The following is a 26357-nucleotide window of genomic DNA, read 5'->3' as shown; positions in this document are numbered from 1 at the left end:
TTGTCCCTGAGTTTCATGAAGTTGTGGAGGCGCGGTGTCGGCAGAGGCTACGGTTGAAGGGCTGGCGAGAGAGCTCAGCTCCTATCTGGATACCAATCGCATCAATCAGGTGCGACGTGCCTACTATTATGCCGAGCAGGCCCATGAGGGCCAGATGCGCAAAAGCGGCGACCGGTATATTACCCATCCCCTTGCCGTTGCCCACATCCTCGCCGATCTCAGGCTGGACCATCAGAGCCTGATGGCCGCGATGCTTCACGATGTCATTGAAGACACCGGGATCCCGAAGGATGCCCTGTCGGAGCAGTTCGGTGAGGATGTCGCCGAACTGGTGGATGGCGTCAGCAAGCTGACCCAGATTGAATTCCGTTCCCGGGCCGAGGCCCAGGCCGAGAATTTCCAGAAGATGACCCTGGCCATGGCGCGGGACATACGGGTCATCCTGGTGAAGCTGGCGGACCGACTGCACAACATGCGCACCCTCGGCCCCATGCCCTACGAGAAACGCCAGCGCATTGCCACTGAAACCCTCGATATCTATGCCCCGATCGCCAACCGCCTTGGTATGCACTCGATCTGCACCGAACTGGAGGATCTGGGTTTCTCCTCCCTGTACCCGATGCGATCGAAGTACATCTCAAAAGCGGTGGACAAGCTTCGGGGCAGTCACCGGGAAATCATTGAGGACATCCGTGGCAAGTTGCAGGAAAAGCTGGAAGAACGCGGCCTGCCCGGGCGGATTCTCGGCCGGGAAAAGCACCTGAACAGCATCTACAACAAGATGAAGTTCAAGCAGAAATCCTTCCATGAAATCATGGATGTGTACGCCTTCCGGATTATTACCGATACCGAGGATGACTGTTACCGCATTCTTGGTGCCGTGCACAGCCTGTACAAGCCCCTGCCGGGCCGGTTCAAGGACTACATTGCCATGCCCAAGGCCAATGGCTACCAGTCCATTCATACGACCCTGTTCGGCATGCATGTGAATATTGAGATCCAGATCCGCACCGAGGAAATGGAGCACATTGCCAACAACGGTATTGCGGCTCACTGGATGTACAAGAACGAGCCCAGCAGCGTTACCAGTGCGAACCAGGCAAGGGTTGATCGCTGGGTGAAAGGCCTGATGGAAATGCGGGAGCGGGCCGATGACTCCATGGAATTCATCGAGCATGTAAAAGTGGATCTGTTCCCGGACGAGATCTACGTTTTCACGCCCAAGGGCCGCATCATGGAGCTTCCCAGCGGGGCGACACCGGTGGATTTTGCCTACGCGATCCACACCGATATCGGTAATGCCACCGTGGCCTGCCGGATCAACCGTAACCTCGGCTCCCTGAGTCAGCCCCTCCAAAGCGGACAGACCGTTGAAGTCATTACCGCACCTGGTGCCCGGCCCAATCCGGCCTGGCTCAGTTTTGTGGTCACCGGCAAGGCAAGAAGCAGCATCCGGCATGTTCTGAAGAGCCAGAAGCGGGCGGAATCCCTGGAGTTGGGACGGACCCTGTTGAAGAAGTCGCTGAAAGGCTTTGGTGCCAAACTGTCGGACATCAGCGATGCCCAGAAACAGGCGGTGGTGAACCACAATCAGGTGAACAGTTTTGACGACCTGATCAGTGACATCGGTCTTGGCAACCGGATGGCCTATCTGGTTGCCCGTCAGCTCGTAAGCGGTGCCGAAGGGCCGGACTCCGGTGAGGGGGCCCGGGATATCGAGGGTGGCAATCACAGCCCGGTGACCATTCGTGGTACCGAGGGACTGCTGGTCCGGTTTGCCAGCTGTTGCAAGCCGATTCCCGGTGACCCGGTGGTGGGAGTTATGGATTCCGGCAAAGGCATGGTGATTCATTCAGATACCTGCTCTCGCTTGCCGGAAGACGACGAAGGCCGTGCCCGCCTGACCCATCTCAAGTGGGCCAAGGACATTACCGATGAGTTTTCTGTGGAGTTGCGGGTAGAGCTTGAGCGTCAGCGCGGTGTGATTGCCGAGATGGCAAACGCCGTGGCTATGACCGACGGCAACATCGAACGCATCAATGTGGAGGAGCAGAATGCCCGCTTCGGTGTCGTCAGCCTGGTGGTGCATGTCCATGGGCGCCGGCATTTGGCCCGGGTTATGCGGCGTATTCGCAATATTCGGGCAATTACCCACATCAGCCGGGTACGGCACTGAACCAGACCAAAGCCCGGTTGACAGTCGCGCCGCAGAGGGGCGAGGATTGGCGTTTTGGAAGAGAGGAAAATAAGGGTCATGACCAACAAATCCGTAATTCAGACCGAGAAGGCGCCCCAGGCCATTGGTACCTACTCCCAGGCGGTGAAAGCCGGAGACACGGTATACCTGTCTGGCCAGATTCCACTGGTGCCGGAGACCATGGAAGTGGTAGCCGGAGATTTTGCCGCCAAGACCCGCCAGGTGTTTGATAACCTCAAGGCCGTATGTGAGGCGGGCGGTGGTGAGCTCAAGGATATTGTGAAGCTCAATATCTACATGACCGACCTGGCAAACTTCGCCACGGTAAACGAGATCATGGCTACCTATTTCCAGGAGCCGTATCCCGCCAGGGCGGCAGTCGGCGTGGCTGCTTTGCCAAAAGGTGTGCCCATCGAAATGGAAGCGGTGATGGTTCTGAGCTGAGGCTCAGCACAAACCGGACTACTGCAGATAAGGCGGCCTTGGCCGCCTTATCTGGTTTTACAGGGTCAGTTTTTGTTGATCATGGCCCGGTAGCCAGCCCGGAAATCCGGGTACCGGAACTGGAAGCCGGTGGCCAGCAGCCTTTCGTTATTGCAGCGTTTACTGCCGGCTCGGCCGCCCTTGCGGGCGTCCGGTACCGGATCGGCGCAGGGCATCTGGTGTCGCACCCAGTCCACCACCTCATCAAGCCGGACCGGCTCGCAATCGCTGGCGATGTAGCAGGGTTCCAGTGGCGTCCCGGAAAGTGCAAGCCGAGCCAGGTGAGCAGCTGCTCCTGCAGCATCTTCTTCATGGATCCGGTTACTGAACGGCGCCGGTGACTGCGGATTCATACGGCCTTCCTGAACCTCCTCAAGAAAACGTCGCCTGGAAGGGCCATAAATGCCACTGAACCGTATGATCGTTGCCGGGTGACCGCTGTCCAGCGCTGTTTGCTCACCCGCCAGAATCTGCTCGCCGCTGAATCTGGCCGGATTGGCAGGGCTCGATTCGTCTACCCGGCTGTCGTCATCCTGAGAATAAACGCTGGTGCTGCTGACAAAGAACAGGTGTTTCAGGGGGTGCTCGCCCAGTTCTCGTAGCAGGTTTTCGAGGCCGGAAACGTAGGCATCTCGGTAGCCTTGCTGGTCGTAGCTTGATGGAGTCAGGCAATAAATGACGATATCCAGGTTGTCTGGCAGCTTGCCCCTGAGGGTTTCTGGCCGGGTCACGTCCGCCCCAATGCCGTGCACGCCTTCAGGTACCTGATCCGGGTTCCGGCGCAGCCCGAACAGGGTTGCCGAGCTTTTCAGCCGGCTGGCGATGGCGCCACCGAGTTTGCCGCAGCCGACAACCAGAATTACAGGCAGGTTACTGCTTTCAGTGATTGCCATAGACAATTTCAATCCTTATGCTTTACGTCATAAATAAGTGGAACTTCGACCCGCATATATCTGACCGGAGCTCAACATGACTCTCACCGAGTTACGATACGTCGTTACGCTGGCCCGCGAAAGGCATTTTGGCCGGGCTGCGGAGCGTTGCCATGTAAGTCAGCCAACACTCAGTGTTGCTGTGAAAAAGCTGGAAGATGAGCTCGGGATCCCGCTGTTCGAACGCAGCAAAAGCAGCATCCGCGTCACTGAAACCGGGCAGCGCATTATCGAACAGGCCCAGCGCGTGCTGGACCAGGTGGGCGTGATCAAGGACATGGCCCAGGACGGCAAGAACCAGCTCAATTCGCCTCTGAAGGTTGGGGCCATCTATACCATCGGTCCTTACCTGTTCCCTCATTTGCTGCCGGAACTGCGCCGCGCCGCGCCAGACATGCCGCTGTATATTGAGGAGAATTACACCGCCAATTTGCGCCAGAAGCTCCGGCAGTCCGAACTGGACGCCATCATCATCGCCTTGCCATTTGAAGAGCCCGAAGTGGTGACGCTGCCGCTTTACGACGAGCCTTTTGTGGTATTGCTGCCGGCTGGTCACCCATTGGCAAAGAAGGAGCAGCTGACCGCCGATGAACTCGCCAAGGAACAGCTGTTGCTTCTTGGTCCTGGTCACTGTTTCCGGGATCAGGTGCTGGAATCCTGCCCGCCGCTGGTTGATGCGGTGACCCGGCGTGCAGACGCGGCCTCCCCCTCGCTGGTTACCGAGGGCAGCTCTCTGGAAACGATCCGCCACATGGTTGCATCCGGGCTGGGTATTACTGTGCTGCCGCTCTCTGCGGCAACCGCCATGCAGTACCATGAAGACATTCTCGCCGTGCGCCCATTTGCGCCGCCGGTCCCATTCAGGACCGTTGCGCTGGCCTGGCGCGTCACTTTCCCACGGCCCAAGGCCATTGATGTACTGTCGCTGGCAGCGAGCCAGTGCCGGGTTATCGAGAAGGCGAAAACTGATACCCCCGTCGTGGCCGAAAGCGCCTGAGACCTGCTATGACGTCACTGGATGACATTCCGGTCACCCAGCTCAAGGGTGTGGGAAACGCCCTGGCAGAGAAACTTGCCAAGCTGGGGATTGCCTCCCTGCAAGACCTGTTGTTCCACCTCCCGCACCGCTACGAGGACCGGACCCGCATTGTGCCGATGGGCAACCTGCGAATCGGCGATGTGGCGGTGGTTGAAGGGGAAGTGATGAAAGCCGACCTGATTATGGGGCGCAGGCGTAGCCTGCAGGTGACCCTCCGGGACAACAGCGGCTTTCTGGTCATGCGTTTCTTTCATTTCAATGCCGCCCAGAAAAACCAGCTGAACGAAGGCGTCCGGGTTCGATGCTATGGGGAAGTCCGGCCGGGGCGAGCAGGCTATGAGTTCTATCACCCGGAGTATCAGGTTAATCCGCCCCCCATGCCGGCGGAAGGCGAGGCAACCCTGACACCGGTTTATCCTCTGACCGAGGGGATTCAGCAGCCCCGGGCGCGATCCCTCTGCCAGCAGGCTCTGGGCTATCTGCAGCGGTTCCCGATTCGGGACTGGCTGCCGCAGGGATTCTTGGCCGAATATCAGTTGCCGGGTATTACCGAGGCGGTCCAACTGGTGCATTCTCCCCCCACCAATGCGCCGGTGAACCTGTTAATGGAAGGTCGCCATCCGGCGCAGCAGAGACTGGTGATGGAGGAATTGCTGGCGCATCAGTTGAGTCTGCTTCAGGTGCGGGAGCAGATCCAGGCCCGGGAGGCATTGCCGCTTCTGCCAACGGGAGACCTTCCTGAACGTTTCCTCGAATCCCTGCCGTTTTCACTCACCGGCGCCCAACGCCATGTGCTCGCCGATATCCGGCAGGACCTCAGTCAGCCTTTGCCGATGCTCCGGCTTGTCCAGGGTGATGTGGGCTCCGGGAAAACCGTCGTGGCGGCGCTGGCGGCCCTGCAGGCCATTGGCGCCGGCGCCCAGGTCGCCCTCATGGCCCCCACTGAAATCCTGGCTGAACAGCACTTGCAGAACTTCCGGGCATGGTTGGAGCCATTGGGCATCCGGCTTGCCTGGCTGTCCGGCAAAGTCAAAGGCAAGGCGCGACAGGAGGCGCTGGACGTTGTCCGGTCCGGTGAGGCCGGGGTGGTGATCGGAACCCATGCCCTGTTCCAGAATGAGGTTGAGTTTCACCGGCTCGCCCTGGTGATTGTGGATGAGCAGCACCGGTTTGGTGTTCACCAGCGCCTGGCCCTGCGTGAGAAAGGTGTGGGCGGGGCACTGGCACCTCATCAGCTGATCATGACGGCAACACCCATTCCCCGGACCCTGGCCATGAGCGCTTATGCGGATCTGGATACGTCGGTTATTGATGAACTGCCACCGGGGCGGAAACCGATTGAAACCATTGTGATTCCTGACAGTCGGCGCGAGGATGTGATTGAGCGAGTACGCGGTGCCTGCCGTGAGGGCCGTCAGGCTTATTGGGTGTGTACCCTGATCGAGGAGTCGGAGGCGTTGCAGTGCCAGGCTGCGGAAGTAACAGCCCAGGAGTTGGCCGAGCGACTCCCGGATCTCAAAGTGGGCCTGGTCCATGGCAGGCTCAAGGCCCAGGAAAAAGCGGCTGTTATGGAACAGTTCAAGGTGGGCGAACTTGATTTGCTGGTGGCCACCACGGTGATTGAGGTTGGGGTTGATGTTCCCAACGCATCCTTGATTATCATTGAAAACCCTGAGCGCCTCGGGCTGGCCCAGCTGCATCAGCTCCGGGGCCGCGTTGGCCGGGGCGAACAGGCAAGTTTTTGTGTGTTGATGTATCACCCGCCGCTGTCCTTCAATGGCAAGGCCCGGCTGCAGGCGCTTCGGGACAGCCAGGATGGCTTTTTTATTGCGGAGAAAGATCTGGAGATTCGCGGGCCTGGTGAGGTGTTGGGCACGCGCCAGACCGGTATGATGCAGTTTCGCCTTGCGGACTTTGAGCGCGACAAAGGCTGGATTGAGCCGGTGCGGGAAATGGCCCCGGGCCTCATGGCTCATCCGGACATTGTCCAGGCGCTGGTTCGCCGCTGGCTTGGCGAGAAAATCCGCTACGGGGACGTATAGAACCGTCCGTTCTGTGATCGGAAACGTATGCAAGCAGTCAGGAAATGGAGTTTAGTCAACATCAGGGCAATCTCCTTGCCCTATACTGAGTCAGAGATCGTTTTCGAACTCGGATTATCCGACGAAAGACAGCAACATTCGGGAGAACTTTATGGAATTACCTGTCGCGGTTCAGCAGGCCCTGGGCGATTCCGCTGCGGGGGTGTCCCTCAGAGACGTGGGCCAGGCCAGTCAGAAGGAAATGCTGCGGATGGTACTGCTCAATGACGGCCAGGGAAATCTCCAGGTAATTTGTCGCAGGGACGATCTGATTGATCTGGAGCAGCTGAACAAGCAACTTGGCCGTGATTTTCGGTTGATGAAACGCCGGGAGCAGGTGCGGGTTCGGGAGCGGGCCGGGCTCAAGGCGCTTCCGGCACTGCCATCGCTGACCGGTTGGCCAACCGTTGTTGATCAGAGTGTGGATGAGCTGCCGGCCGTGGCGCTGGAGTTGGGCGAGCAGAACCTGGCGATGGTCATGCCTGCCGAGGATTTCCGGGTTTTGACGGCCAAGGCAGAGCGTCGCTCGTTTGCGGTGGACCCGGAGTCCGTATCTGTGAACCTCAATGATCATGGCCGGGATCGGGATCAGCTGCATTCCGCCATCAAGAAGTTTACCGGTCTGAGGATTCAGCAACGCCTGGAAGATACTCTGGAATTGCCGCCACTGCCGGAAACCGCTCAGCGCATTATCCATTTGAGAGTCAATCCCAATGCAGTGATGGGCGATCTGGTGGACATTGTCGAAAGTGATCCCAGTCTTGCCGCCCAGGTTGTCAGTTGGGCTTCCTCCTCTTTCTATGCCGCTGCAGGGCAAGTGAAATCAGTTCACGATGCCGTTTCCCGGGTGCTCGGGTTTGATCTGGTGATGAACCTTGCCATGGGTCTTTCGCTCGGGCGGGCGTTGAGGCAGCCCCAGGATCATCCGGACGGCTATGTGGATTACTGGCAGCAGGCGATCTGGCAGGCACAATCTGCGGGCATTCTGGCAAGCATGATGCCCCGGGGTGAGCGCCCGGTATTCGGCCTCGCCTATCTGGCGGGTTTGCTGCACAACTTCGGCCACCTGGTTCTGGCCCAGGTGTTTCCGCCACATTTCAAGCTGGTCTGCCGCTCCCTGGAAGTGAATCCGGATATTGACTCCTCGGTAACGGAACATTACCTGCTGGGCATTACCCGGGAACAGATTGCCGCCCAGCTTATGGAGAATTGGGGCATGCCGGACGAGGTCACTCTGGCAATCCGCTATCAGAAGAATCCGGCTTACAGCGGCGCCCACAGCGTCTATGCCAGGTTGTTGTGGCTGGGCCGCCAGCTGTTAACCGCCCGGGGCGTGGCGCTGGGTGCCGGGGAGGCGATCAGTCAGTCGTTCTACGATGATCTGGGCCTTGACCGTGAGCAGGTTGAGGCGCAGTTTGATGAGCTGGTCAACAGTAAAGACAGCGTAATGGCCATGGCTGGCATGATGAGCCAGTAACAGGTCGGCCTTCCCAGGAATTGTTCTCAAAAAAGCCGGCCCTGAGGCCGGCAAGCTCACCTGCTTGTTGCAGTGTCGTCCAAACTTATCAGGAGTCAACAACGTGAGGCGGCTCCCTTCACAGATGTCCGCAAAATGATGGTGACCGCCCTGCTTTCAATTTAGACCCTGGCGGTTAAAAGAACAGTCAACCGTTTACGCCTCAAATCAATGAGCATGCCGTCAGTTTTCTAGGGGTTCCGAACCTTTTGATTTAATTTGAAAAAATCTGGTGATTCCTGGGATTCGGGTTACAAAATGTAACAAAATAGGTCTGACCAGTTATAGCTTCGAGAATTCAAGGGGTGTCGGGCGAAAACGAATGGTGTCGAAGGGCGGTTGCGGCCCGGCGTATCTCGTCAGCGTGTTTCTGCTCAACTTCAAACCGTTCCTTATCCATCTTTTCGACAAACTTTGCTTCAGTAGCCTGCCGAGCCCGATGGGTGGGCATGTGTTGCAGCTGATCGTGCACTGCCTGAAATACCCGAAAAGGGGGCCTCTCCAGCAAGTCTGGTTCAAGATGGTCCAGCAGGCCCTTGAGCCGCAGGCAAGCTTCGGAATATTCGATCTGATCCTCTTCAACCGCCATCGCGATGACGTGAACACTGCGGATCATGTCTTTTCTGCGGTTTGCCTGAAACTCTTCGGTTTTGGCCTGTCGTTTACGATTTTCCGAGAGCAATCCCACCTGCCGGCGAATGAACACCAGCATCAGAACGATGGCGATCAGGCCGGCGATGATCAGACTCCACTGCAGCCACTGGGGCATAATTGACTCCTTTTATGGATCAGGCCCGTTTCCGTTGTCGCTCGGGACGCCAGACTTTGACAGTAACGGACTGACCATTCAATACGGACGTGCCAGAGAGCGGATCAATGTCACCGTCGCTGAGCACATCGTTGATGCTCGCCCCGGCATGGGCTGCCGCCACTGACTGGCCGGTGCCCTCTCGGTCATGGCCCCAGCCATGGGGAATTGAAACGACGCCGGGCATGATGTCTTCGGTGATTTCCACCGGCAACACGATCTGTCGGTCGTCGGCACTGATTCCAGCCGCGTCGGTGGTCTGCAGCCCCAGGCGGCTGGCATCCCTGGGGTGAATCATCAGAGTGCAGCGGTCCTTACCTTTTACCAGCCGCTGGCTGTTGTGCATCCAGGAATTGTTGCTCCGGACGTGGCGCCTGCCGATCAGTTGCAGTTCGGTGTCAGCAGGTGTTTTCAGAAGGTCATGTAGACGGCCCAGATCCTCCAGATATCGCCTTGGCGCCAGGTTGATCCGGCCATCCCGGGTAAAGAGCCGTTCCGGAAGCGAAGGCTGGAGCGGCCCGAGATCAACGCCGTTGGGGTTTTCCTTCAGTGCACTCAGGGACAGGCCCTTGGGCAGCTCCTGCCAGTGGCGGTTCAGCGGGCTGAGTTTTGCCAGCCCCCGGAGTGGATGCCGCTGCGGCAGGATATCCATGACCAGATCAACCGCTGGCTGCAGCAGTCCGCGAACCCTTCCCATGTCTGCTCCATAGGGTCCGGCACGGAGCAACAGATCCAGAATCGGATCCGGGCCGATCTGCTTGAACGTGCGCCAGCCCAGCTCTGCGCGCAAGGGAAGGCGCCCGCCTTTTCGCCGCTTTTCCAAGCGGTGGGCCAGCTCCAGCAGGATCTGCCAGTCATGGCGGGTATCGGGGCCAGCTTCAAACAATGCCTCGGAGTATTTGGCGACATTGCGCACGGCAAACATGCTGAAAATCAGGTCGTAATGACTGCGCTCAAGGGCTGCGGTCGGGGGCAGAATGACGTCGGCGTGGCAGGTGGTTTCGTTCAGGTAGTAGTCCACCGAGACCATGAAATCCAGACCGCCCAGAGCCTCGTCAAGGCGGCGTCCGTTTGGGCTCGAAAGTACTGGGTTACCCGCGACTGTCACAAAAGAACGGATCTGCCCTTCACCCGGTGTAAGAATCTCATCTGCCATGGTACTGGCCGGGTATTCTCCGGCAAATTCCGGTAATCCCTTCACGCGGCTGTGGCGTTTGCCAAAGTGACCCTTCTGGCCGGACATGGCACCAAGCTCCACCAGGTCGATGGCCGGCTGGGTAAACAAAACACCCCCGGGCATATCCAGTTTGCCGGTAAGAATGTTGAGGCAGTAAGCCAGCCAGGTCGCGACGCCGCCAAAGCGTTGCGTGCTGGTGCCCATGCGGGTGTACAGAGCGGCCTTTCGAGTCGTGGCCAGCTGTCGGGCGAGTGCTCGGATATCATCGGCAGCAATACCAGTATGGTCGCTCACCGCTTCCGGCGTAAAGGCGAGGGAGGCCAGACGCAGCAGATCAACATCCTTCACCAGCCGCTCGGCAGGCCCCGTGTCCACCAGGTGCTCTTCGAACAGGGTATGCACCATGGCCATCAGCAGCAGGGCATCACTCCCGGGCCGGATAAAATGGAATTCGTCCGCCAGCCTTCCGGTTTCGGTCCGGCGCGGATCCACAACAATCATTTTACCGCCCCGCTGTTTCAGGGCTTTGAGCCGGCCCCGGAAATCGGGCACGGTCATCAGGCTGCCATTGGATGCCATCGGATTGGCACCGATGCAGATAAACAGGTCGGTGTGATCGATATCCGGAATCGGAAACAGGATCTGGTGCCCGAACATCTCAAGGCTTGCCAGCATGTGGGGCAGCTGATCATTAGACGTTGCCGAGAAGCGGTTCTGGCTGCCGATCGCCCGCAAAAATGGCATGGTCGCGACCAGCGAGCCATGGTTGTGGACATTGGGATTGCCAAGGTATACACCGATGCTGTTTCGGCCATGCTCCTGGCGGGTCTGGTGCAGCCTGTCGGCCACCAGGTCAAACGCCTCGTCCCAGTCCATCTCCTGCCAGCCAGTCGCGGTTTTCCGGATCGGCTTCCTCAGGCGGTCAGGATCCTCGTGGAGATCCTGGAGTGCAACTGCCTTCGGGCAAATATGCCCCCGGCTGAGCGGGTCATTTTCATCACCCTTGATGTAGGCAATGTGACCGTCTTTCATTTCGATTGCGACACCGCACATGGCCTCGCATAGGTGGCAGGTGCGGTAGTGGGTGCCGTTGTCCATGAAAGTGCTCTCCTGGCAGATTGTTGTTGTGCTATTGAGGTTTCATTGTGCAACCAGATTAGCAGGAAATGAGGATCAGGGTGAAATAACAAACCGGGTTTTCAAGGCAAAAAGGGCCAGCCTGCTGGCTGGCCCTCTGTCTCGGCGACCCAGGTGACGCCTATTCCTCTGCAGGGATCTCCTTCACCGGGTTGGAAATGAAGTTGAGGTAGACGCCTTGTTCGGGGATCTGAAGGGGCAGATCTATCGTTACAATTTCGCCGCCTGGCACTCCCAGGGCCCGCGCCCGGACATTGATGTCGACCAGGTTCGAGTTCCGTTGCTCAATCTGCATCCGGCCGTCGTCGAAGAACGTGATGTTCCCCTCGAGTTCGAGCACGAATTCACGGCCGTACAGATCGTGGCGACCACCCAGTGGAATTTCCATGTCGGGCGCATCGAGCATCAGTTCGGCGCGGGTCTTGAAAACCGGCTGGCCATTTTCACCTTCGGTTATCACCCCGGGTATCAGGCTGGAGCGTCTGCAGCCCGAGCCCGAACACGACGGGTCGTCCTTGGCGTAGCGCATACGGAGGACCTGGGTATTGGTTATGGATTCCTCCTGCAGCGGAATGAAACCGAACACCCGAAGCTCTGTGAACACGCTGATGGATGTAGTCGCAAGTTGCGTGGGGTACAGATTGACGAGAATCCCTTCATCGCCTGTTGGCTTGTAAATGCCGGGACCGAGCACCTCCGTATTAAGGGCGTAGGTCTGATAGATGAATTTGTTTTTTGGGCACCGGTCGCCGGTCTCGCAACCCACACGGGCATCTGCATTACTGGCTACGATGAGGGGCGGTGATGCAGATGCCAGGTTGTTTCGGACCTTCAGCTTGGTGGAGTTTGCCGAAGCCTCCCATCCGTCGTCATCACTACCTTCATGGGCGAAAGGCTCGAGACAGTCCGGATCGGTGTTGGCGTTGCAGTCCACCAGGAAGTTGGCGTTGGTGTCGCGAACAGGCAGGTTCCGTAGAGGCGTGAATGCGCTCTCCAGTGGCTCGGTACCAGTGAAGTAAATCACCATGTGGTCCGGCCCGTTGTTGTTACCACCGTCATTCAATCCTTCAAGCAGGTCCGTCTTGAGGGCCAGGCCATCGGAATCGCAAATCGAGGTGTAGGCGCCAGCGGTGCAGGTTCCGGCATCTTCAGACGACTTCAGGGTGTAGCGATAGTGGGCGCCGGCCTCCCAGGGCTGATCCGGGTAGAAGCGGATTCGTTGGAGGCTCTTCTCGAGCCGGCCAGGAACCTCGCTTTCCAGCACCGTGATGGAGCCATTTGGCGCCTGGCTTACTTTTTCCACGGTGAAGGTGTCGCCGGCCATGATGGAATCCAGCTCCATGGACTTTGAAAAGACCACGGTAATGGGGCGATCTGATGGCATTTGGCTGACCGGCAGTACATCGCCCACACCCCCATCGGAGTAACATTGCCCGAGCACACCGGCTGAGAGGTCCAACAAGCTGTGATCTGTCTCACAGGGGTATCCCGGGTAGGTTGTCAGGGCAAGGGCAGGGCGTCTGGTTACAGAGGGGCCACCAATATCGTCGAGAGAAAACCGGAGGGGAGCTGTGGTGGCGGGGTTGCCGGCGAGGTCGGTCAGCCCGTCGATCACCAGCTTGTAGTCAACGCCATGGCGTAGGCCAGCTTCCGGGTTCAGAATGACTGCTGTGCCGTCCAGTCGTGTTTCAAGGGCACTCACAGGAACACCATCAGCGAACAGTGAAACGCCTGTCTTGATGGAGTCGGGGGCCAGAGGCTCGTCAAAGAACAGAATGACCGGGTCCCCGGGCCGTTGCATGGACTGGCGCGTGTCCGGAATCGCGTTTTCAGGGCCAGGCATCCAACTCACAAGGCTTGGCGCTTTGCTGTCCAACTCACGGAGCATCTCGGCATCAAGCACTGAATCGGCATCGGTGGCCGCCTGCAGGTGGAACGCGATGGTTGAGTCGGTGTACTCCTGGCCCAGAAGGTTCGGCTCCACCATGCCAATGGCGTCGATGGTCAGCACGCCATCCTGCACCAGGGCGATACCGCGCAGCTCCACCCCCATCAGGTCCTGAGAAAGGGCCGCGTTGGGCTGTCCGTTCTCGGTGTTCATGGAAACATCCATGAACAAGGTAATGTGCCTGGGAGCATTGAAGTCATCGGTATAGGGGTTGGGGCTGAGATAGCCGGAGGCATCTGACAACATGGTGACCTTGATGTTGCCGGTGGTCTGGAGTTGTCCGTTGGCGGCGTCCAGAACGGGAACCGCGCCGCCCACGAGAACATCCAGGCTGGTGCTGTTCAGGACGCTGCCACGAGCAATGCGTAACGGCAGTGCTTCATCCGCTTCAAAAGCTGGTGCAAAAGCCAGCTCTGCGAACAGGTCTCCGCTTTGCTGAGAGGGGCCTGCCTCACCCTGCAGCACAGAGTTAAGGGTGACACCGTTGATGATCTGCCCATTCAGAACCGATCGGGTCGCGTCTTCTTCCGACGCGCCTGCGGCCAGTCCCGAATCAACGGCAGATTGCTGCAGTACCACTGTAGGACCGGTCTCGCGGGGTGTGAATGTAATCTCCTGGCTGAACCGGTCGCCTTGCGGGGAGGTCAGGCTGGCCAGATTATCAAGCTGCAGGGTGTAGGTCTGTCTGGTGTCCAGAACGTCACCCTTGCTGCCACATTCCCTGGGATCCTCGACCAGACAGGGGTCCACGGTTATACGGTTGCCTTTCACCAGAACCATCGCGGGAACTGATTCGCCGTTTCCATCCAGAAGCTGGATCGACCCGCCGAGGGCCTTCCAATCGGGGTGGACGGGATGGGTCATGGCCAGTCGGAAGGTGGAAAAGTTCATAGCCTCGAAGGGACTGTTGTTTGCCGGCACCTGCCAGGCAATACCAAAACCTTCGGCCGAGTTGGTTATGCTCGCCGGACCGGAGAAACTGCCCCGGGTCTCAAACTGGATACCGATGTCGCCTACTGCGTTGGGTGTGTCGATCTCCCGACCGCCTTCGGCAATCAGTGGCTCACTGAAGCTCACCGTGTAGGCGCCGAGTTTTTTCAGTTCCGAGGCGGGTGACAGTTTCAGGCTCTTGCCCCCGTCTATACGGGTGATCGAGAAGGGCACGGACTGGCCCTGTGATTCCACCAGGATTTTGTTTTGCAGATCCGCATCCTCATCGGTCAAGGCATGGCTGAAGCGCAGAACGATGTCAGCCTTCGGGCTGACATCCGGCTGCCCGTCAGCCGGATAGGAATAAACTACCGAGCCGGGAGAGACTTTCTCGTTCATGGTCTGTTCGCTTCCGCCACAGGCGGCCAAGAACAGGGCGGGAACCAATGCCAGTGTTTTGTTGTACTTCATGGCGTGCCCTCCTTAAAACTTCAGGGTGATGGAGCCGCTGACAACGTGAACGTCGCCGTCCGCCGTAACCGGCGTTTCGTTGCCGTCAAAATCCACCAGCGTGAAATCCCGCTCCTGCAATTGCTGATATTGATAGCCAATATCCAGGCGCACGGGGTGGGCCAGCAGCCGGGTGCGGTCGTAGGTGGCACTCAAGCCCAGGCCGACGACGATCTTGTCGGTGTCGAGATAATTGATCTCCGGATTGCGGGTGGATTTGAGGGGGGATTCCTCATAGGCAATACCGCCGCGTACGGAGAAATTCTTGTTGAGGGCGTACTCGGCACCGATCCGTGGAATCAGCACGTCGTCGAACTGTATTCGGCTGCCAGGTGGCGCGGATTGCTGATCCTTAATGGTGTCGGAGGAAAACTCGTTCTCCAGCTCCGACCAGTTCTGCTGCTCCACGCTGCCACCAACCCGCCAGTTCTCGCCCTTGTATTGAGCGCCAAAGCCGAAGGTTTCCGGCTGGAAGGAATCAATGGTAGAGACCGCCAGGCTCAGGCCGGGGTCCGGAATGGTCTGGGTGACAATGATGTTGGAATCCACCGATGTGGAGGCCGCTGATTTGGTGCGATAGGTAAAGGCCGTCTCCCAGCCGTTCAGAAAGCAGTCGCTGTCAGGGCAAAGCGTGCTGCCCAGATCAATGGTGGTGCCCAGAATGGTTTTCAGTGAGGGCTCGGCATTGACTGCAAGCTTCTCGCGGCTGGTTTCGCCTCCCAGGGTAGAGACCGCGTCAAGGTTTGCCTGGGCATCCAGGGTAACGCGCACTGACGCACCCGCGGATATGCCTCGCCAGAGTGGCGTAGCGCCACCGATGTTCAGGAACAGGGGCTCTTTACCGTACTGGAGGAACTGGCCGTTCTCCGTGGTCTGCGAATCAAAGGCCAGCATTTCCTTACCGTATTTCTCGACACCGGCAATGAACCCCAGATAGATCGGGTGCTCGAAGCGAGTCAGCGAACCAAGATTGGTTTTCATACCAATCAGAACGTGCTGGCTCGGCGAGTTGGCCAGGATGTCGCCATGGGCATTCGGGTTAGCAGAACGCAACTCCTGTTCGGCGTGCAGAATGCCTGCCGTCAGCTCCCCACGCTCATCCTTGGTGAGGTAAGCGGGGTTGTAATAGGTGGCGGACACCTGGTCATTGAACATGGACAGGGACTGGGCCGTAGCGACATCCACTGGCATGACGCCATAGGTGGTGCCCAGGTTGCCCATACTGGCATTAACTGAAGCTGAGAAACCGACAGACGCGGCGGCGATAGCAAGAGACAGTGCCCTTGACCAGGAACGGGAGGAAAAAGCCATTGATACACTCCATTACTTCGTTGTTTTTATACTCGGGCCGTGAGCACGGCTGGTATTTTTGTTCAGGAGGTAGTGTATTCGGCTTGTTTTTTGGGGACGTTGGCTTTTTTGACGGGAATCTCTGTCGACAGGATCAGGTTATCCGAATTAGCGATGCAGAGTTATGTTTTCATGGGAGAGTATTGCATTGCAGCTGTCCCTTTTCGGTTGGAAGTTTGAACGAACCAATCAAGAAGGGGTGTACAAAAAGCTCCCCAACAGGGGAGCTTACAGGAGTGTAAAATTTATCGACAACTAAGTGCTTTTATGAATTTTACGCCTAACTGTCATGAGTCCAAGTATGCCTAACCCCAGCAGACCCATCGTGCCGGGCTCGGGCACTTGCACAGTCATTTCTTTACCATAGATCGAGATGTGGGAAATGGCGCCGTTATCCGGCCAGAAATTCCGGAATTCCAAGGGATCAGTGCCATTCCACAAATTCGAAATATCAAAGAAATAGAATCCCGGTGTGTTGTTTCCATCCTTTACGGCAACGTAGCATGATGGGCAGGTAATTGCCGCCAATACTCCGTCCCAAGTAATATCCGCTCCGGTGGCTTCGTTTTCACCATCCAGAATCCAGGATGTTGAATATGACGTTTCGAACGCACCTTCCTCGTCTCCAGTATCAAAATCGGCTTTATAGAGTAGGTCCAGATCGACGCCACCTAACCCTAATGCACTAATGAGTTCTGATTCTTCCTGAGAGGCGCTTGTCTCATTGCTGGAGCCATTTCCCGGAGGCTGCAGCAATAAGGCGTGGGCATTGACAGAGAGTAGAAGAGCTGCGGATGCTACCGCTATGTTGGAAAACGGGTTAATGTTCCTCATTTCGAATTCCTTTCGTTCTGCATGCTATTGCGTTGACTGTGATGGTCCAACTTTCATCCGATAAGCTGAGAGCAACTGCAAATTCACGCCCTAGTCTTGTCTTCTAATGAACATTCATTATTTATGCCAAACGAAAACTTGACCCGGAGAAACAAGGCTTGAGGAGTTGCAGAGGTTGGCTGTAGGTGTATATAAACTTAAAAGTGTAAAAAAAAACGACGGTGAAAGTTATGCGAGGCAAAACCTTCATGGAAGGGTAGCAATGACTCCCAGTCACGGAACGGCATGGCCTATGTCTTTGAGGCTTCTGGATTGCCAGGAAGGCTACTTTCAGTGCCGAATCATCGTAGGGGGAATATTTTCCGGCGCTTGGTAGCTTTGCGGATGACGCTGTTGAGCGACTCAATGGCATTGGTGGTGTAGATCACTGCTCGGATTGTCGGAAGATTTAAGTTATTTGATGAGATTAACGAGTGCTTAGCTCATTCTTCAGTTCGTTGAGAATTAGGAGGGTTACAGTAATTGCCGTCCGGCGGTAACTGCTTGAAATATGGTGGGCCCAGCAGGACTCGAACCTGCGACCAAGGGATTATGAGTCCCCTGCTCTAACCAACTGAGCTATAGGCCCGTTCAGCGAACGCTGTTTTGAAAGGTGTTTCCGAAGGGGAAACAAAGCGGGCGCCATTATACCGGTGAGGTGTGGCGCCCGCTACTGTTGTGGTGCTTATCCGTTGCCCTGGTCGTCAATAAAGCCGCGCAGGTGATCGGAGCGTGACGGGTGGCGCAGTTTGCGCAGGGCCTTGGCTTCGATCTGACGGATCCGCTCCCGGGTGACGTCGAACTGTTTGCCGACTTCTTCCAGGGTATGGTCTGTGTTCATCTCGATACCGAAGCGCATCCGCAATACCTTGGACTCCCGCGCTGTGAGGCCGGCCAGTACCGAGCGGGTTGCTTCGCGCAGGCCTTCCGCGGTGGCGGAATCCACCGGGGAGAGGGCCTGGATATCCTCGATGAAGTCGCCCAGATGGCTGTCTTCGTCGTCGCCAATCGGGGTTTCCATGGAGATTGGCTCTTTGGCAATCTTCAGGACCTTGCGGATCTTGTCCTCAGGCATTTCCATGCGCTCGCCAAGCTCTTCCGGCGTGGGCTCCCGGCCCATCTCCTGAAGCATCTGGCGGGAGATGCGGTTGAGCTTGTTGATGGTTTCAATCATGTGCACCGGAATACGGATGGTGCGGGCCTGGTCCGCGATGGAGCGGGTGATGGCCTGACGAATCCACCAGGTGGCGTAGGTCGAGAATTTGTAACCACGGCGGTACTCGAACTTGTCGACGGCCTTCATCAGGCCGATGTTGCCTTCCTGAATCAGATCGAGGAACTGCAGGCCGCGATTGGTGTACTTCTTGGCGATGGAAATAACCAGCCGCAGGTTGGCCTCGACCATTTCCTTCTTGGCACGACGGGCCTTGGCTTCACCAATTGAAACGCGACGGTTGATTTCCTTGATGTCGGCGACGTCCAGATCCACTTCATTCTGCACGTTCTGGATCCGCTTCTGGAGGCGAACAATCTCGTCAATACGCTCCGAAATCGGCGCTGCGTAGGGTTTTTTGCTTCTGGCAATCTTGTCGGCCCAGTCGAGGTTGACCTCGTTGCCAGGGAAGGACTTGATGAAGTCCTTGCGCGGCATTTTGCAGTCACGCACGCAGATCTGCATGATCGCCCGCTCGTTCTCGCGTACCAGATCGTTGGTGGAGCGAACCACGTTGACCAGTTCATCGAATGCCTTGTTGGCCAGCTTGAACGGAGCAAACACCTGGCCCAGCTCGTTCAGGGCCTGCTGGGTTTTCTTGTCGGAACGGCCGTGCTTGGCCAGTGCCTTGTTCGCGGCATCCAGCTTCTCGTTGAGCAGTTCAAACCGGAGGCGGGTTTCTTCCGGGTCCGGACCACTCTCGGTTTCTTCCTCGTTTGAGGAGTCGTCGTCATTGTCGGACGATGAGTCGGAATCGTCCGAGCTGTCGGTAGTGGTGTCCTCGCCCATGAACGGCTCGGCATCGTCCGGATCCAGAAAGCCGGTGACGACGTCGCTGATGCGGCCTTCGTTCTCGATAATGCGGTCGTAGGCCTGGCTAACGGTGCCGGTGATGCCGGGGAAGTGCGCGACGGCAGCCATGACATCCCGGATACCTTCCTCGATACGCTTGGCGATGACAATTTCGCCTTCACGGGTCAGCAACTCCACGGTACCCATTTCCCGCATGTACATGCGGACCGGGTCGGTGGTGCGGCCGGCATCGGATTCAACGGCAGCGAGCGCGGCGGCGGCTTCGGCGGCGGCGGCTTCGTCCGCCGTGGAATCGCCATCGGTCATAAGAAGCGTGTCTGCGTCCGGTGCAACTTCAGAGACCTGAATGCCCATGTCGTTGATCATGCGAATGATGTCTTCGACCTGATCCGGGTCAGCGATGTCTTCCGGGAGGTGGTCGTTTACCTCGGCGTAAGTCAGGTAACCTTGTTCCTTGCCTCGTGCAATGAGGTCTTTCAAACGTGATTTTTGCGAATTGCCTGACATAGACACCCTGTGAACTCGCTTTTCAGAAGGAAAAAAGTGAAACAGCCATTATAGCTGTCGCTCGGTTGCTCTGCCACCAAGGAGCCGCGGCTTCATGGTTAGATGGTGATCAGTGCGTCAAGTTTCAAGTGCTGTTAGTCCCGGGTTCCACCACTCAGGGCTCTCAGCTCCTGCCGTTCCTCGGTTGTGAGGTTGGACAGGTTGCGTAACAGTGTTGCCAGTCGCAGCTGGCGTGATGCTTCCTCGTTCGGGCTCAGAAGCTCCCTCGCTGCGGCCAGTGTGCTTTCCCTCGCCGGTATGTGCTCAATCCCGTCAAACAGGTGGTAAAACCGCTCGCGGGCTGCATTGTCCAGTGCCAGTTCGCGAACCAGTGCTTTCCGGTCCCGGACGGCCTTCTCCAGAATCCAGTCCGCGAAATTCCGGGCCTGGTTGAACTGTCTGGAGTTGCTAGCCAGTTCTGTCACTTCGGTGGCCAGGTCCGGTGCCTCCAGCAGGGCCAGACAGAGAATGCTGTCCTTGCTGAGTTTTACGTCGATGCGTTCTTCGGTAACCCGGTCCCGTCGCTCGCCGTTCCACCTGCCTTTTTGTTGTGACTGCTGGCGGTTTTGCCACTGATTGCGACCGCCGCAGAGGCGGAGCATTTCATGCCACATGGCATCCCGAAGGGTGCTTCTGGGCATTTTGTTGAGCATTGGCTCAACCCGGGCTCTCAGTTCGCCCCGGTGTTCTGGCAGCTGCAGGTCCAGGCCTTCGCTCTGCCGGTCAAACAGGTACCGGGACATAGGCGTCGCGCCGTCAATGCGCTTCTGGAAAGCCTCAGGACCTTCCTTTCGCACCAGCGTGTCCGGGTCCTCGCCCTGGGGCAGCATCAGAAACTGCAGGTGGAGGCCGTCGGCCATCAGTTCCAGCGCATTTTCCATGGCCCGGTCAGCGGCCTTGAATCCGGCCTGGTCACCGTCGAAGCAGAACACAATGTGCCTGACCTGCCTCAGCAGGGCGGTCAGGCTGTCCTGGTTCGTCGCCGTGCCCAGGGTTGCAACGGCATAATGAATGCCGTGCTGGGCGAGGGCGATAACGTCCATGTAGCCTTCAACCACGAGCAGTTTGTCGAGCTGCCTGATCGCCTGCCTGGCTTCAAACAGCCCGTAGATCTCGCGGCTTTTGTGAAACACATCCGACTCCGGAGAGTTGATGTATTTCGCCTTGTCGTCGCCCAGTGTTCGCCCGCCGAAGGCGACTGTTTTGCCCCGGCCGTTGCGAATCGGGAACATAACCCGGTTTCGGAACAGATCCCTGGGACGACCGTATTTGTCGGAGACCGTGCCGGTCTCGATCAGCGGCCCCTGGAGGTCTTTGCTGGCAACGTCGAACAGGGCGGTACCAGTTGATGGCGCGTACCCCACCTGATATTGCTCGATGACAGTGCTATCGAGCCCGCGCTGTTTCAGATAGTCGCGAGCGTAGGCGCCTTGCTGACCCTGCAATGCCGAATGATAAAATCGACTGGCAAAATCCAGGGCGTCTGTCAGTGTTCGGGCCTGCTGGATTTCCTGCTTCGCAGCCTGGTCGTAGGGCACTTCCAATCCGACCCGTCTGGCCAGTTCCTCTACCGCCTCAGTAAAGCCCAGGCCTTCAAATTCCCTGACAAAGCTGATGGCGTCGCCATGAGCTCCGCACCCGAAGCAATGGTAAAAGCCCTTGTCTGGCCTGACGTTGAACGAGGGTGTTTTCTCGTCGTGGAACGGGCAGCAGGCCTTGTAATTGGCGCCGGCTTTCTTGAGCGTAATGCGTGAACCGATCAGTTCTGCCAGATCTATGCGATCGAGCAGGTTTTCAACAAACTGTTGAGGGATCAGTCCGCTCATGGAGGCTCCACATCAGGCCGTCATCGGAGTTGGCCAATAGCCAAAAATGCCGCCGAAGCCAGGCCTCGGCGGCATTTTTGAGTCGCTCTGTGCAGCCTGCGGCTGTACAGGCAATCAGTGCTTTGCAGTCAAGCGGCGTCGGTAAAAACTTAGTACAGACGCTCGAACTTGCGCTGTTCCCGCTGAAGCTTCTTGAGATGACGCTTAACGGCAGCGGCTGCTTTGCGCTTACGAACAGCGGTCGGCTTCTCGTAGTGCTCACGACGACGTACTTCAGAAAGTACACCTGCTTTTTCACAGGAACGCTTGAAGCGACGCAGTGCTACGTCAAACGGTTCATTCTCTTTCACTTTAACAGCTGGCATTCGAAAATCACCTACCTGATAGATTCGGTTTCAATTTGGTCCGCCTGGCATGGCCAGATCGGTTCTCGATCCCTGGTCAGATTGGCTAAAACTCGACCAGTGCATAATTTAGGGCGGCAATGATAGCGCCTGGCTTATGGCAAGGTCAATGTTTGTTCGATGAATCTGCCAGTGGGTTTCGGCTTTCTGCTAAAATGCGCCTCGCTTTCAATTCTGCCAACCCATTTCTTCCAACCAATGTGGCCAGACCCTATGCTGATTCTTGGTATTGAGACCTCCTGTGATGAAACCGGCGTCGCACTGTATGACACAGAGCAGGGCCTGCTGGGCCACGCACTGTTCAGCCAGATAGACATGCACGCGGATTACGGCGGTGTGGTGCCCGAGCTGGCTTCCCGGGACCACGTCCGCAAGCTCCTGCCACTGTGTGACCAGGTCTTGGCGGATGCGGGGCGAAGCCGCGCGGACATTGAGGGAATTGCTTACACTGCGGGCCCGGGGCTGGTCGGCGCGCTCATGGTGGGCGGCTCCGTGGCCCATGCGCTGGGCTTTGCCCTGGGTATCCCCGTGCTGGGCGTGCATCACATGGAGGGGCATCTGCTGGCGCCCATGCTGGAGGACAATCCGCCCGCATTTCCTTTTGTGGCCTTGCTGGTTTCTGGCGGGCACACCCAGTTGGTGCGGGTCGATGGCATAGGCGAATATGAGATGCTGGGTGAGTCGGTGGACGATGCCGCCGGTGAGGCCTTTGATAAAACCGCCAAGATGCTTGGGCTGGATTATCCTGGCGGCCCCCGGGTGGCGGCGCTCGCGGAGAAAGGCAATGAAGGGCGCTACCGGTTCCCGCGACCAATGACCGACCGGCCCGGGCTGGATTTCAGTTTCAGTGGCCTGAAAACCTTTACGCTCAATACCGTGAATGCAGCCCGGGATTCCGGCGGCCTGGACGATCAGACCCGGGCGGATATTGCTCTGGCTTTTGAAGCGGCTGTCGTGGACACCCTGACCATCAAATGTCGCCGGGCACTGGAACAGACTGGCTGCAAGCGCCTGGTCATTGCCGGCGGCGTCAGTGCCAACCGGCGATTACGGGCCGGCCTTGAAAAAATGACGGCCAAACTGAAAGCGAATGTCTTCTATGCCCGCCCGGAGTTCTGTACCGATAATGGCGCAATGATCGCCTATGCCGGCGCCCAGCGCATGAAAGCGGGCCAGCAGGATGGCGAGCGGATCGTTGCGGTGCCCAGATGGCCGATGAACACGCTGCCACCGATCAATGAGCCGAGGTGTACCGGGCTGGTTGACTGAACTTCTGGCTAACCGCTAGAGGCCGGCTTCCCGGCCCTGTGCAAGTCGGATCAGATTATTGCGGTGTCGGACTACAATCAGAATGGCCAGCAGGCCAAACAGGGGCAGGGTTTCCGGCTCGATAAGCGCACTGATCAGCGGCCCGCTGATGATGGCCACCAGCGAGGCGAGGGCGGAAATTCGCCAGCGCCAGATCACCAGCATCCAGATGGCAGCCATCAGCAGTGTGGTTACCGGCGCCAGGGCAAGGCCAGCCCCCAGCGCGGTTGCCACGCCCTTGCCACCCTTGAATCGGTAGAACACCGGGATCATGTGGCCGGTCACGGCGCACAGTGCCACCACAGCCTGCACCATCACCGACAGGCCGGCAGCGTGAGCCAGCCAGACCGGAAGCCAGCCCTTGGCGGCGTCGAGTGCCAGTGTCATCAAGGCGGGTGGCCAGCCGCCGGTTCGGTACACATTGGTTGCGCCCGGATTACCGGAGCCCTGGGCCCGGGGGTCCGGTAGCTTCCAAAGCCGGCACACCGGCGGGGCGAACAGCACTGAGCCGGCCAGATAGGCGGCGGCACAGAGCAGAACGGTTAATACCGGGTCACTGAGAATCATGCTGTGGGCTCGGAAGCAAAGACGTATCAGGCCATTGTGTGCGAAAATGCCGGCCCTGAAAACGCGGACCAGCCCAATTACAGTATCCCCTGGTTGTGCGTTATTCAATCACCAGTTATCCAATCACGAACGAGTGAAAGAGTCCGGGAGTCCCCTTGGCAGACAGCGTATTTATCGAAGGCCTGGTTGTGGAAACTGTGGTCGGTGTTTACGACTGGGAACGGGAAGTCACCCAGAGCCTTGTCATCGACCTGGAGATGGCCTGGGATAATCGGGTGCCTGGCCACTCCGATGACGTTGCGGACGCTCTGGATTACGCAACGGTCAGTGGTCGGGTCGAGACCTGTCTGAAAGCGCTCAGGCCGAAGCTGCTCGAGCGCGGGGCGGAGGTTCTGGCCGGGATCCTGCAGCAAGAATTCGGGGTAACCTGGCTCAGGCTGACAATCCGTAAGCCGGGTGCCGTGCCGGGCGCCAAGGCGGTGGGCGTTCATATCGAAAGGGGCGCACGTTGATGGCAGGCTCCGTCCGGGTTTACATCAGTATTGGTACCAATGTGGACCGGGAACGATACGTTATTGCCGCGCTGGATGCCCTGAAGGAATGGTTTGGTGAGCTGGTCATCTCACCGGTGTACGATAGCGAAGCCGTCGGGTTTGATGGCTCACCGTTCCTCAACCTGGTGGTGGGTGTCGACACTGACCTGCCGGTTGCCGAGCTGTCGCGGCGTTTCAAGCAACTTGAAGCGGACAATGGCCGACGCAGGGACGTCCCGAAGTTCAGTGCGCGAACCCTGGATCTGGATATTCTGACCTACGGTGATGTGGTCGGGCGGATTGACGGTGTCGAGCTGCCGAGGGGCGAAATACTCAAGAATGCCTTCGTCCTCAGACCCCTGGCAGATATTGCGCCGGAGGCCATGCACCCGGTGTGTGGCAAAACCTATGGCCAGCTGTGGCAGGATTACAGCACTGGCCAGAAACTCTGGCCGGTGGATTTCAGTTGGCAGGGGCGGCAGATATCAAGAGCGGCCACTGGCTGAGAGAAACAGCTCAATGAGGTGGTCGGTGGAGCTGTCGCTGGCCCGATCGCCGGCTTCCTGGCCGAGCAGGCGGGGCAGAATGCTCTTGCCCAGCTGTTTGCCGAGTTCCACCCCCCACTGATCAAACGAATCCAGATCCCAGATGACTCCCTGTACGAACGTCCGGTGTTCGTAAAGTGCGATGAGTGCACCGACGGTCTCCGGCGTTACCTTTTCCATCGTCAGGGTATTGCTCGGTTTGTTGCCCGGGATCACCTTGTGGGGGGCAAGCTGTTCGATCTCTGCTTCGGAGCGACCTTCCGCCGCCAGTTCGGCTTTGGCTTCTTCGAGGGATTTGCCGGCCATCATGGCTCTGGACTGGCTGAGGCAGTTCGCAAACAGGTCGGCGTGATGGGTTGCCACCGGATTGTGTGTTTGCAGGGGAATGATGAAGTCCGCCGGGATCAGGCGGGTGCCCTGGTGAATCAGCTGGTGGTAAGCGTGCTGGCCGTTGGCGCCAACCCCGCCCCAGATGACCGGCCCGGACTGCCAGACCAGATTCTTACCGTCCTGAGTCACGCTTTTACCGTTGCTTTCCATGTCCAGTTGCTGGAGATGATCCGGCAGGCTGCGCAGGTAGTGGTCGTAGGGCAGGATCGCGTGGGTTTCGGCGCCCCAGAAATTGTTGTACCAGACCCCGAGCATCGCCATGACGACTGGCAGGTTCTGGTGCAGTGGCGCCTCCCGGAAATGCTGGTCCATGGCATGGGCACCGGCCAACAGTGCCCGGAAGTTGGCCATACCGACGGTCAAGGCGATGGGCAAGCCGATGGCGGACCAGAGGGAGTAACGGCCTCCGACCCAGTCCCACATGGGAAAGACGTTGTCCGGATCGATTCCGAAATCCCGTGCTGCCGGCACATTGGCCGTAACCGACATGAAGTGCCTGGAGATTGCCTGCTCGTCGCCACAGTGTTCGAGAAACCACCGGCGCGCCACCTTGCTGTTTTCCAGGGTCTCCTGGGTCCGGAATGATTTCGACTGGATCAGGAACAGGGTGGTTTCCGGGTTCACCTGCCGGAGCGTTTCACAGATCTCGGTGCCGTCGATGTTGGCAACGTAATGGCACGGTACGCCAGACTGTCCATAGGGCTGGAGCGCTTCGCCCACGAGCTTGGGCCCGAGATAGGAGCCACCGATACCGATGCTGACCACGTCGGTAAAGGGTTTGCCGGTGTATCCGGTGCGGCTGCCGCTCAGTACGCCGTTTACCAGTGTTTCCATGCGTGCCAGGGTGCGCTGTACCTCGGCAACGACGTCCTGGCCATCCACCATGATGGTATCCGTGCCCGGGTTACGAAGAGCCGTATGCAGGGCAGGGCGGTCCTCGGTCACGTTCACGCGCTCGCCCTGCAGCAGTGCCTCGCGCCTGGCTTCCAGATTGCAGCTGCTTGCCAGTGCCAGCAGTGCCTCAAGCACCTCGTCGGTGATCCGGTTCTTGGAGAAATCCAGGGACAGTCCTGCCGCCTCGATATAGTAGCGCTTTGCCCGCTCGGGATCCTGCCTGAAGAGCTCCGTCATGGGAGTGCCATCCAGACGTTCCCTGTGTTCCTTCAGTGTCTGCCATTCGGGTTTCGAGGTCAGTACTGTCGGATTTGCGGGCATCAGAGTCTCCTTTTCT

The 26357-nt window shown here is 58.1% G+C and carries 19 protein-coding genes, 1 tRNA gene and 1 pseudogene; 8 read left to right on the top strand and 13 right to left on the bottom strand.

Features of this window, described 5'->3' with window-relative positions; genetic code table 11:
- Nucleotides 1-34 precede the first annotated feature (34 nt).
- Entirely contained in the window at nt 35-2176 is a 2142-nt protein-coding gene (locus CLH62_RS08300) for a RelA/SpoT family protein (protein ID WP_099617707.1), read from the top strand.
- A 78-nt stretch (nt 2177-2254) separates the two neighbouring features.
- Complete coding sequence (locus CLH62_RS08295) at nt 2255-2641, top strand: RidA family protein (protein ID WP_099617706.1); 387 nt, start codon at nt 2255-2257, stop codon at nt 2639-2641.
- A gap of 65 nt (nt 2642-2706) precedes the next feature.
- Here the strand turns inward: CLH62_RS08295 and CLH62_RS08290 are convergent, their stop codons facing one another.
- Nucleotides 2707-3573 carry an NAD-dependent epimerase/dehydratase family protein gene (locus CLH62_RS08290; protein WP_099617705.1) on the bottom strand — a complete coding sequence of 289 codons (867 nt, stop codon included), beginning with the start codon at nt 3571-3573 and terminating at the stop codon, nt 2707-2709.
- Between the two features lie 76 nt (nt 3574-3649).
- Here CLH62_RS08290 and CLH62_RS08285 point away from each other — a divergent pair, with 76 nt between their 5' ends.
- The 3 genes from CLH62_RS08285 (at nt 3650) to CLH62_RS08275 (ending at nt 8209) form a co-directional block, all read left to right on the top strand.
- On the top strand, nt 3650-4609 hold the full coding sequence (locus CLH62_RS08285) for a hydrogen peroxide-inducible genes activator (RefSeq protein ID WP_099617704.1): 960 nt from the start codon (nt 3650-3652) through the stop codon (nt 4607-4609).
- An 8-nt stretch (nt 4610-4617) separates the two neighbouring features.
- Nucleotides 4618-6693 carry an ATP-dependent DNA helicase RecG gene (gene recG / locus CLH62_RS08280; protein WP_099617703.1) on the top strand — a complete coding sequence of 692 codons (2076 nt, stop codon included), beginning with the start codon at nt 4618-4620 and terminating at the stop codon, nt 6691-6693.
- A gap of 151 nt (nt 6694-6844) precedes the next feature.
- Complete coding sequence (locus tag CLH62_RS08275; protein WP_099617702.1) at nt 6845-8209, top strand: HDOD domain-containing protein; 1365 nt, start codon at nt 6845-6847, stop codon at nt 8207-8209.
- 337 nt (nt 8210-8546) lie between these two features.
- Here the strand turns inward: CLH62_RS08275 and CLH62_RS08270 are convergent, their stop codons facing one another.
- The 10 genes and pseudogenes from CLH62_RS08270 to rpsU all read right to left on the bottom strand — a co-directional run bounded on the left by CLH62_RS08270 (nt 8547) and on the right by rpsU (nt 21744).
- Nucleotides 8547-9017, bottom strand: coding sequence for a DUF2489 domain-containing protein (locus tag CLH62_RS08270; RefSeq protein ID WP_099617701.1), 471 nt, complete (start codon nt 9015-9017; stop codon nt 8547-8549).
- A gap of 19 nt (nt 9018-9036) precedes the next feature.
- A complete protein-coding gene (locus tag CLH62_RS08265; protein ID WP_099617700.1) occupies nt 9037-11331 on the bottom strand; it encodes a molybdopterin-dependent oxidoreductase in 2295 nt (764 codons plus the stop codon).
- A 160-nt stretch (nt 11332-11491) separates the two neighbouring features.
- Nucleotides 11492-14719, bottom strand: a complete 3228-nt coding sequence (locus tag CLH62_RS08260; protein ID WP_099617699.1) for an Ig-like domain-containing domain — start codon at nt 14717-14719, stop codon at nt 11492-11494.
- A gap of 12 nt (nt 14720-14731) precedes the next feature.
- Complete coding sequence (aupA, locus tag CLH62_RS08255; protein ID WP_099617698.1) at nt 14732-16069, bottom strand: alkane uptake protein AupA; 1338 nt, start codon at nt 16067-16069, stop codon at nt 14732-14734.
- Nucleotides 16070-16363: 294 nt separating this feature from the next.
- Nucleotides 16364-16942 carry a PEP-CTERM sorting domain-containing protein gene (locus tag CLH62_RS08250; RefSeq protein WP_099617697.1) on the bottom strand — a complete coding sequence of 193 codons (579 nt, stop codon included), beginning with the start codon at nt 16940-16942 and terminating at the stop codon, nt 16364-16366.
- A gap of 197 nt (nt 16943-17139) precedes the next feature.
- Nucleotides 17140-17379 (bottom strand): annotated as a pseudogene (locus tag CLH62_RS21640) (transposase); the annotation flags it as partial.
- Between the two features lie 114 nt (nt 17380-17493).
- Nucleotides 17494-17570, bottom strand: a tRNA-Ile gene (locus tag CLH62_RS08240).
- 96 nt (nt 17571-17666) lie between these two features.
- Nucleotides 17667-19514 (bottom strand): RNA polymerase sigma factor RpoD, encoded by a 1848-nt coding sequence (gene rpoD, locus CLH62_RS08235; protein WP_099617696.1) that lies wholly within the window; start codon nt 19512-19514, stop codon nt 17667-17669.
- Nucleotides 19515-19648: 134 nt separating this feature from the next.
- Nucleotides 19649-21379 (bottom strand): DNA primase, encoded by a 1731-nt coding sequence (gene dnaG, locus CLH62_RS08230; protein ID WP_099617695.1) that lies wholly within the window; start codon nt 21377-21379, stop codon nt 19649-19651.
- 149 nt (nt 21380-21528) lie between these two features.
- The gene (gene rpsU, locus CLH62_RS08225) at nt 21529-21744 is read right to left on the bottom strand and encodes a 30S ribosomal protein S21 (RefSeq protein WP_007153483.1); all 216 of its coding nucleotides are present in this window, start codon (nt 21742-21744) and stop codon (nt 21529-21531) included.
- Nucleotides 21745-21996: 252 nt separating this feature from the next.
- On the opposite strand from rpsU, the gene tsaD reads away from it, so the two are divergent.
- A complete protein-coding gene (gene tsaD, locus CLH62_RS08220; RefSeq protein WP_099617694.1) occupies nt 21997-23052 on the top strand; it encodes a tRNA (adenosine(37)-N6)-threonylcarbamoyltransferase complex transferase subunit TsaD in 1056 nt (351 codons plus the stop codon).
- A 15-nt stretch (nt 23053-23067) separates the two neighbouring features.
- On the opposite strand, the gene plsY is transcribed toward tsaD, so the two are convergent.
- Entirely contained in the window at nt 23068-23658 is a 591-nt protein-coding gene (gene plsY, locus CLH62_RS08215; RefSeq protein ID WP_099617693.1) for a glycerol-3-phosphate 1-O-acyltransferase PlsY, read from the bottom strand.
- A 155-nt stretch (nt 23659-23813) separates the two neighbouring features.
- On the opposite strand from plsY, the gene CLH62_RS08210 reads away from it, so the two are divergent.
- Together CLH62_RS08210 and folK are read left to right on the top strand one after the other, a co-directional pair.
- The gene (locus CLH62_RS08210; RefSeq protein ID WP_099617692.1) at nt 23814-24170 is read left to right on the top strand and encodes a dihydroneopterin aldolase; all 357 of its coding nucleotides are present in this window, start codon (nt 23814-23816) and stop codon (nt 24168-24170) included.
- Nucleotides 24170-24697, top strand: a complete 528-nt coding sequence (folK, locus tag CLH62_RS08205) for a 2-amino-4-hydroxy-6-hydroxymethyldihydropteridine diphosphokinase (protein ID WP_099617691.1) — start codon at nt 24170-24172, stop codon at nt 24695-24697. Before CLH62_RS08210 ends, folK begins: the two co-directional genes overlap by 1 nt.
- Here folK and pgi read toward each other — a convergent pair.
- Nucleotides 24677-26341 carry a glucose-6-phosphate isomerase gene (gene pgi / locus CLH62_RS08200; protein ID WP_099617690.1) on the bottom strand — a complete coding sequence of 555 codons (1665 nt, stop codon included), beginning with the start codon at nt 26339-26341 and terminating at the stop codon, nt 24677-24679. The genes folK and pgi overlap by 21 nt on opposite strands.
- Nucleotides 26342-26357 lie beyond the last annotated feature (16 nt).

This window comes from Marinobacter guineae, from assembly GCF_002744735.1.
Classification (GTDB): Bacteria; Pseudomonadota; Gammaproteobacteria; order Pseudomonadales; family Oleiphilaceae; genus Marinobacter; species Marinobacter guineae.
This window is presented reverse-complemented; position numbering and strand designations above follow the sequence as displayed.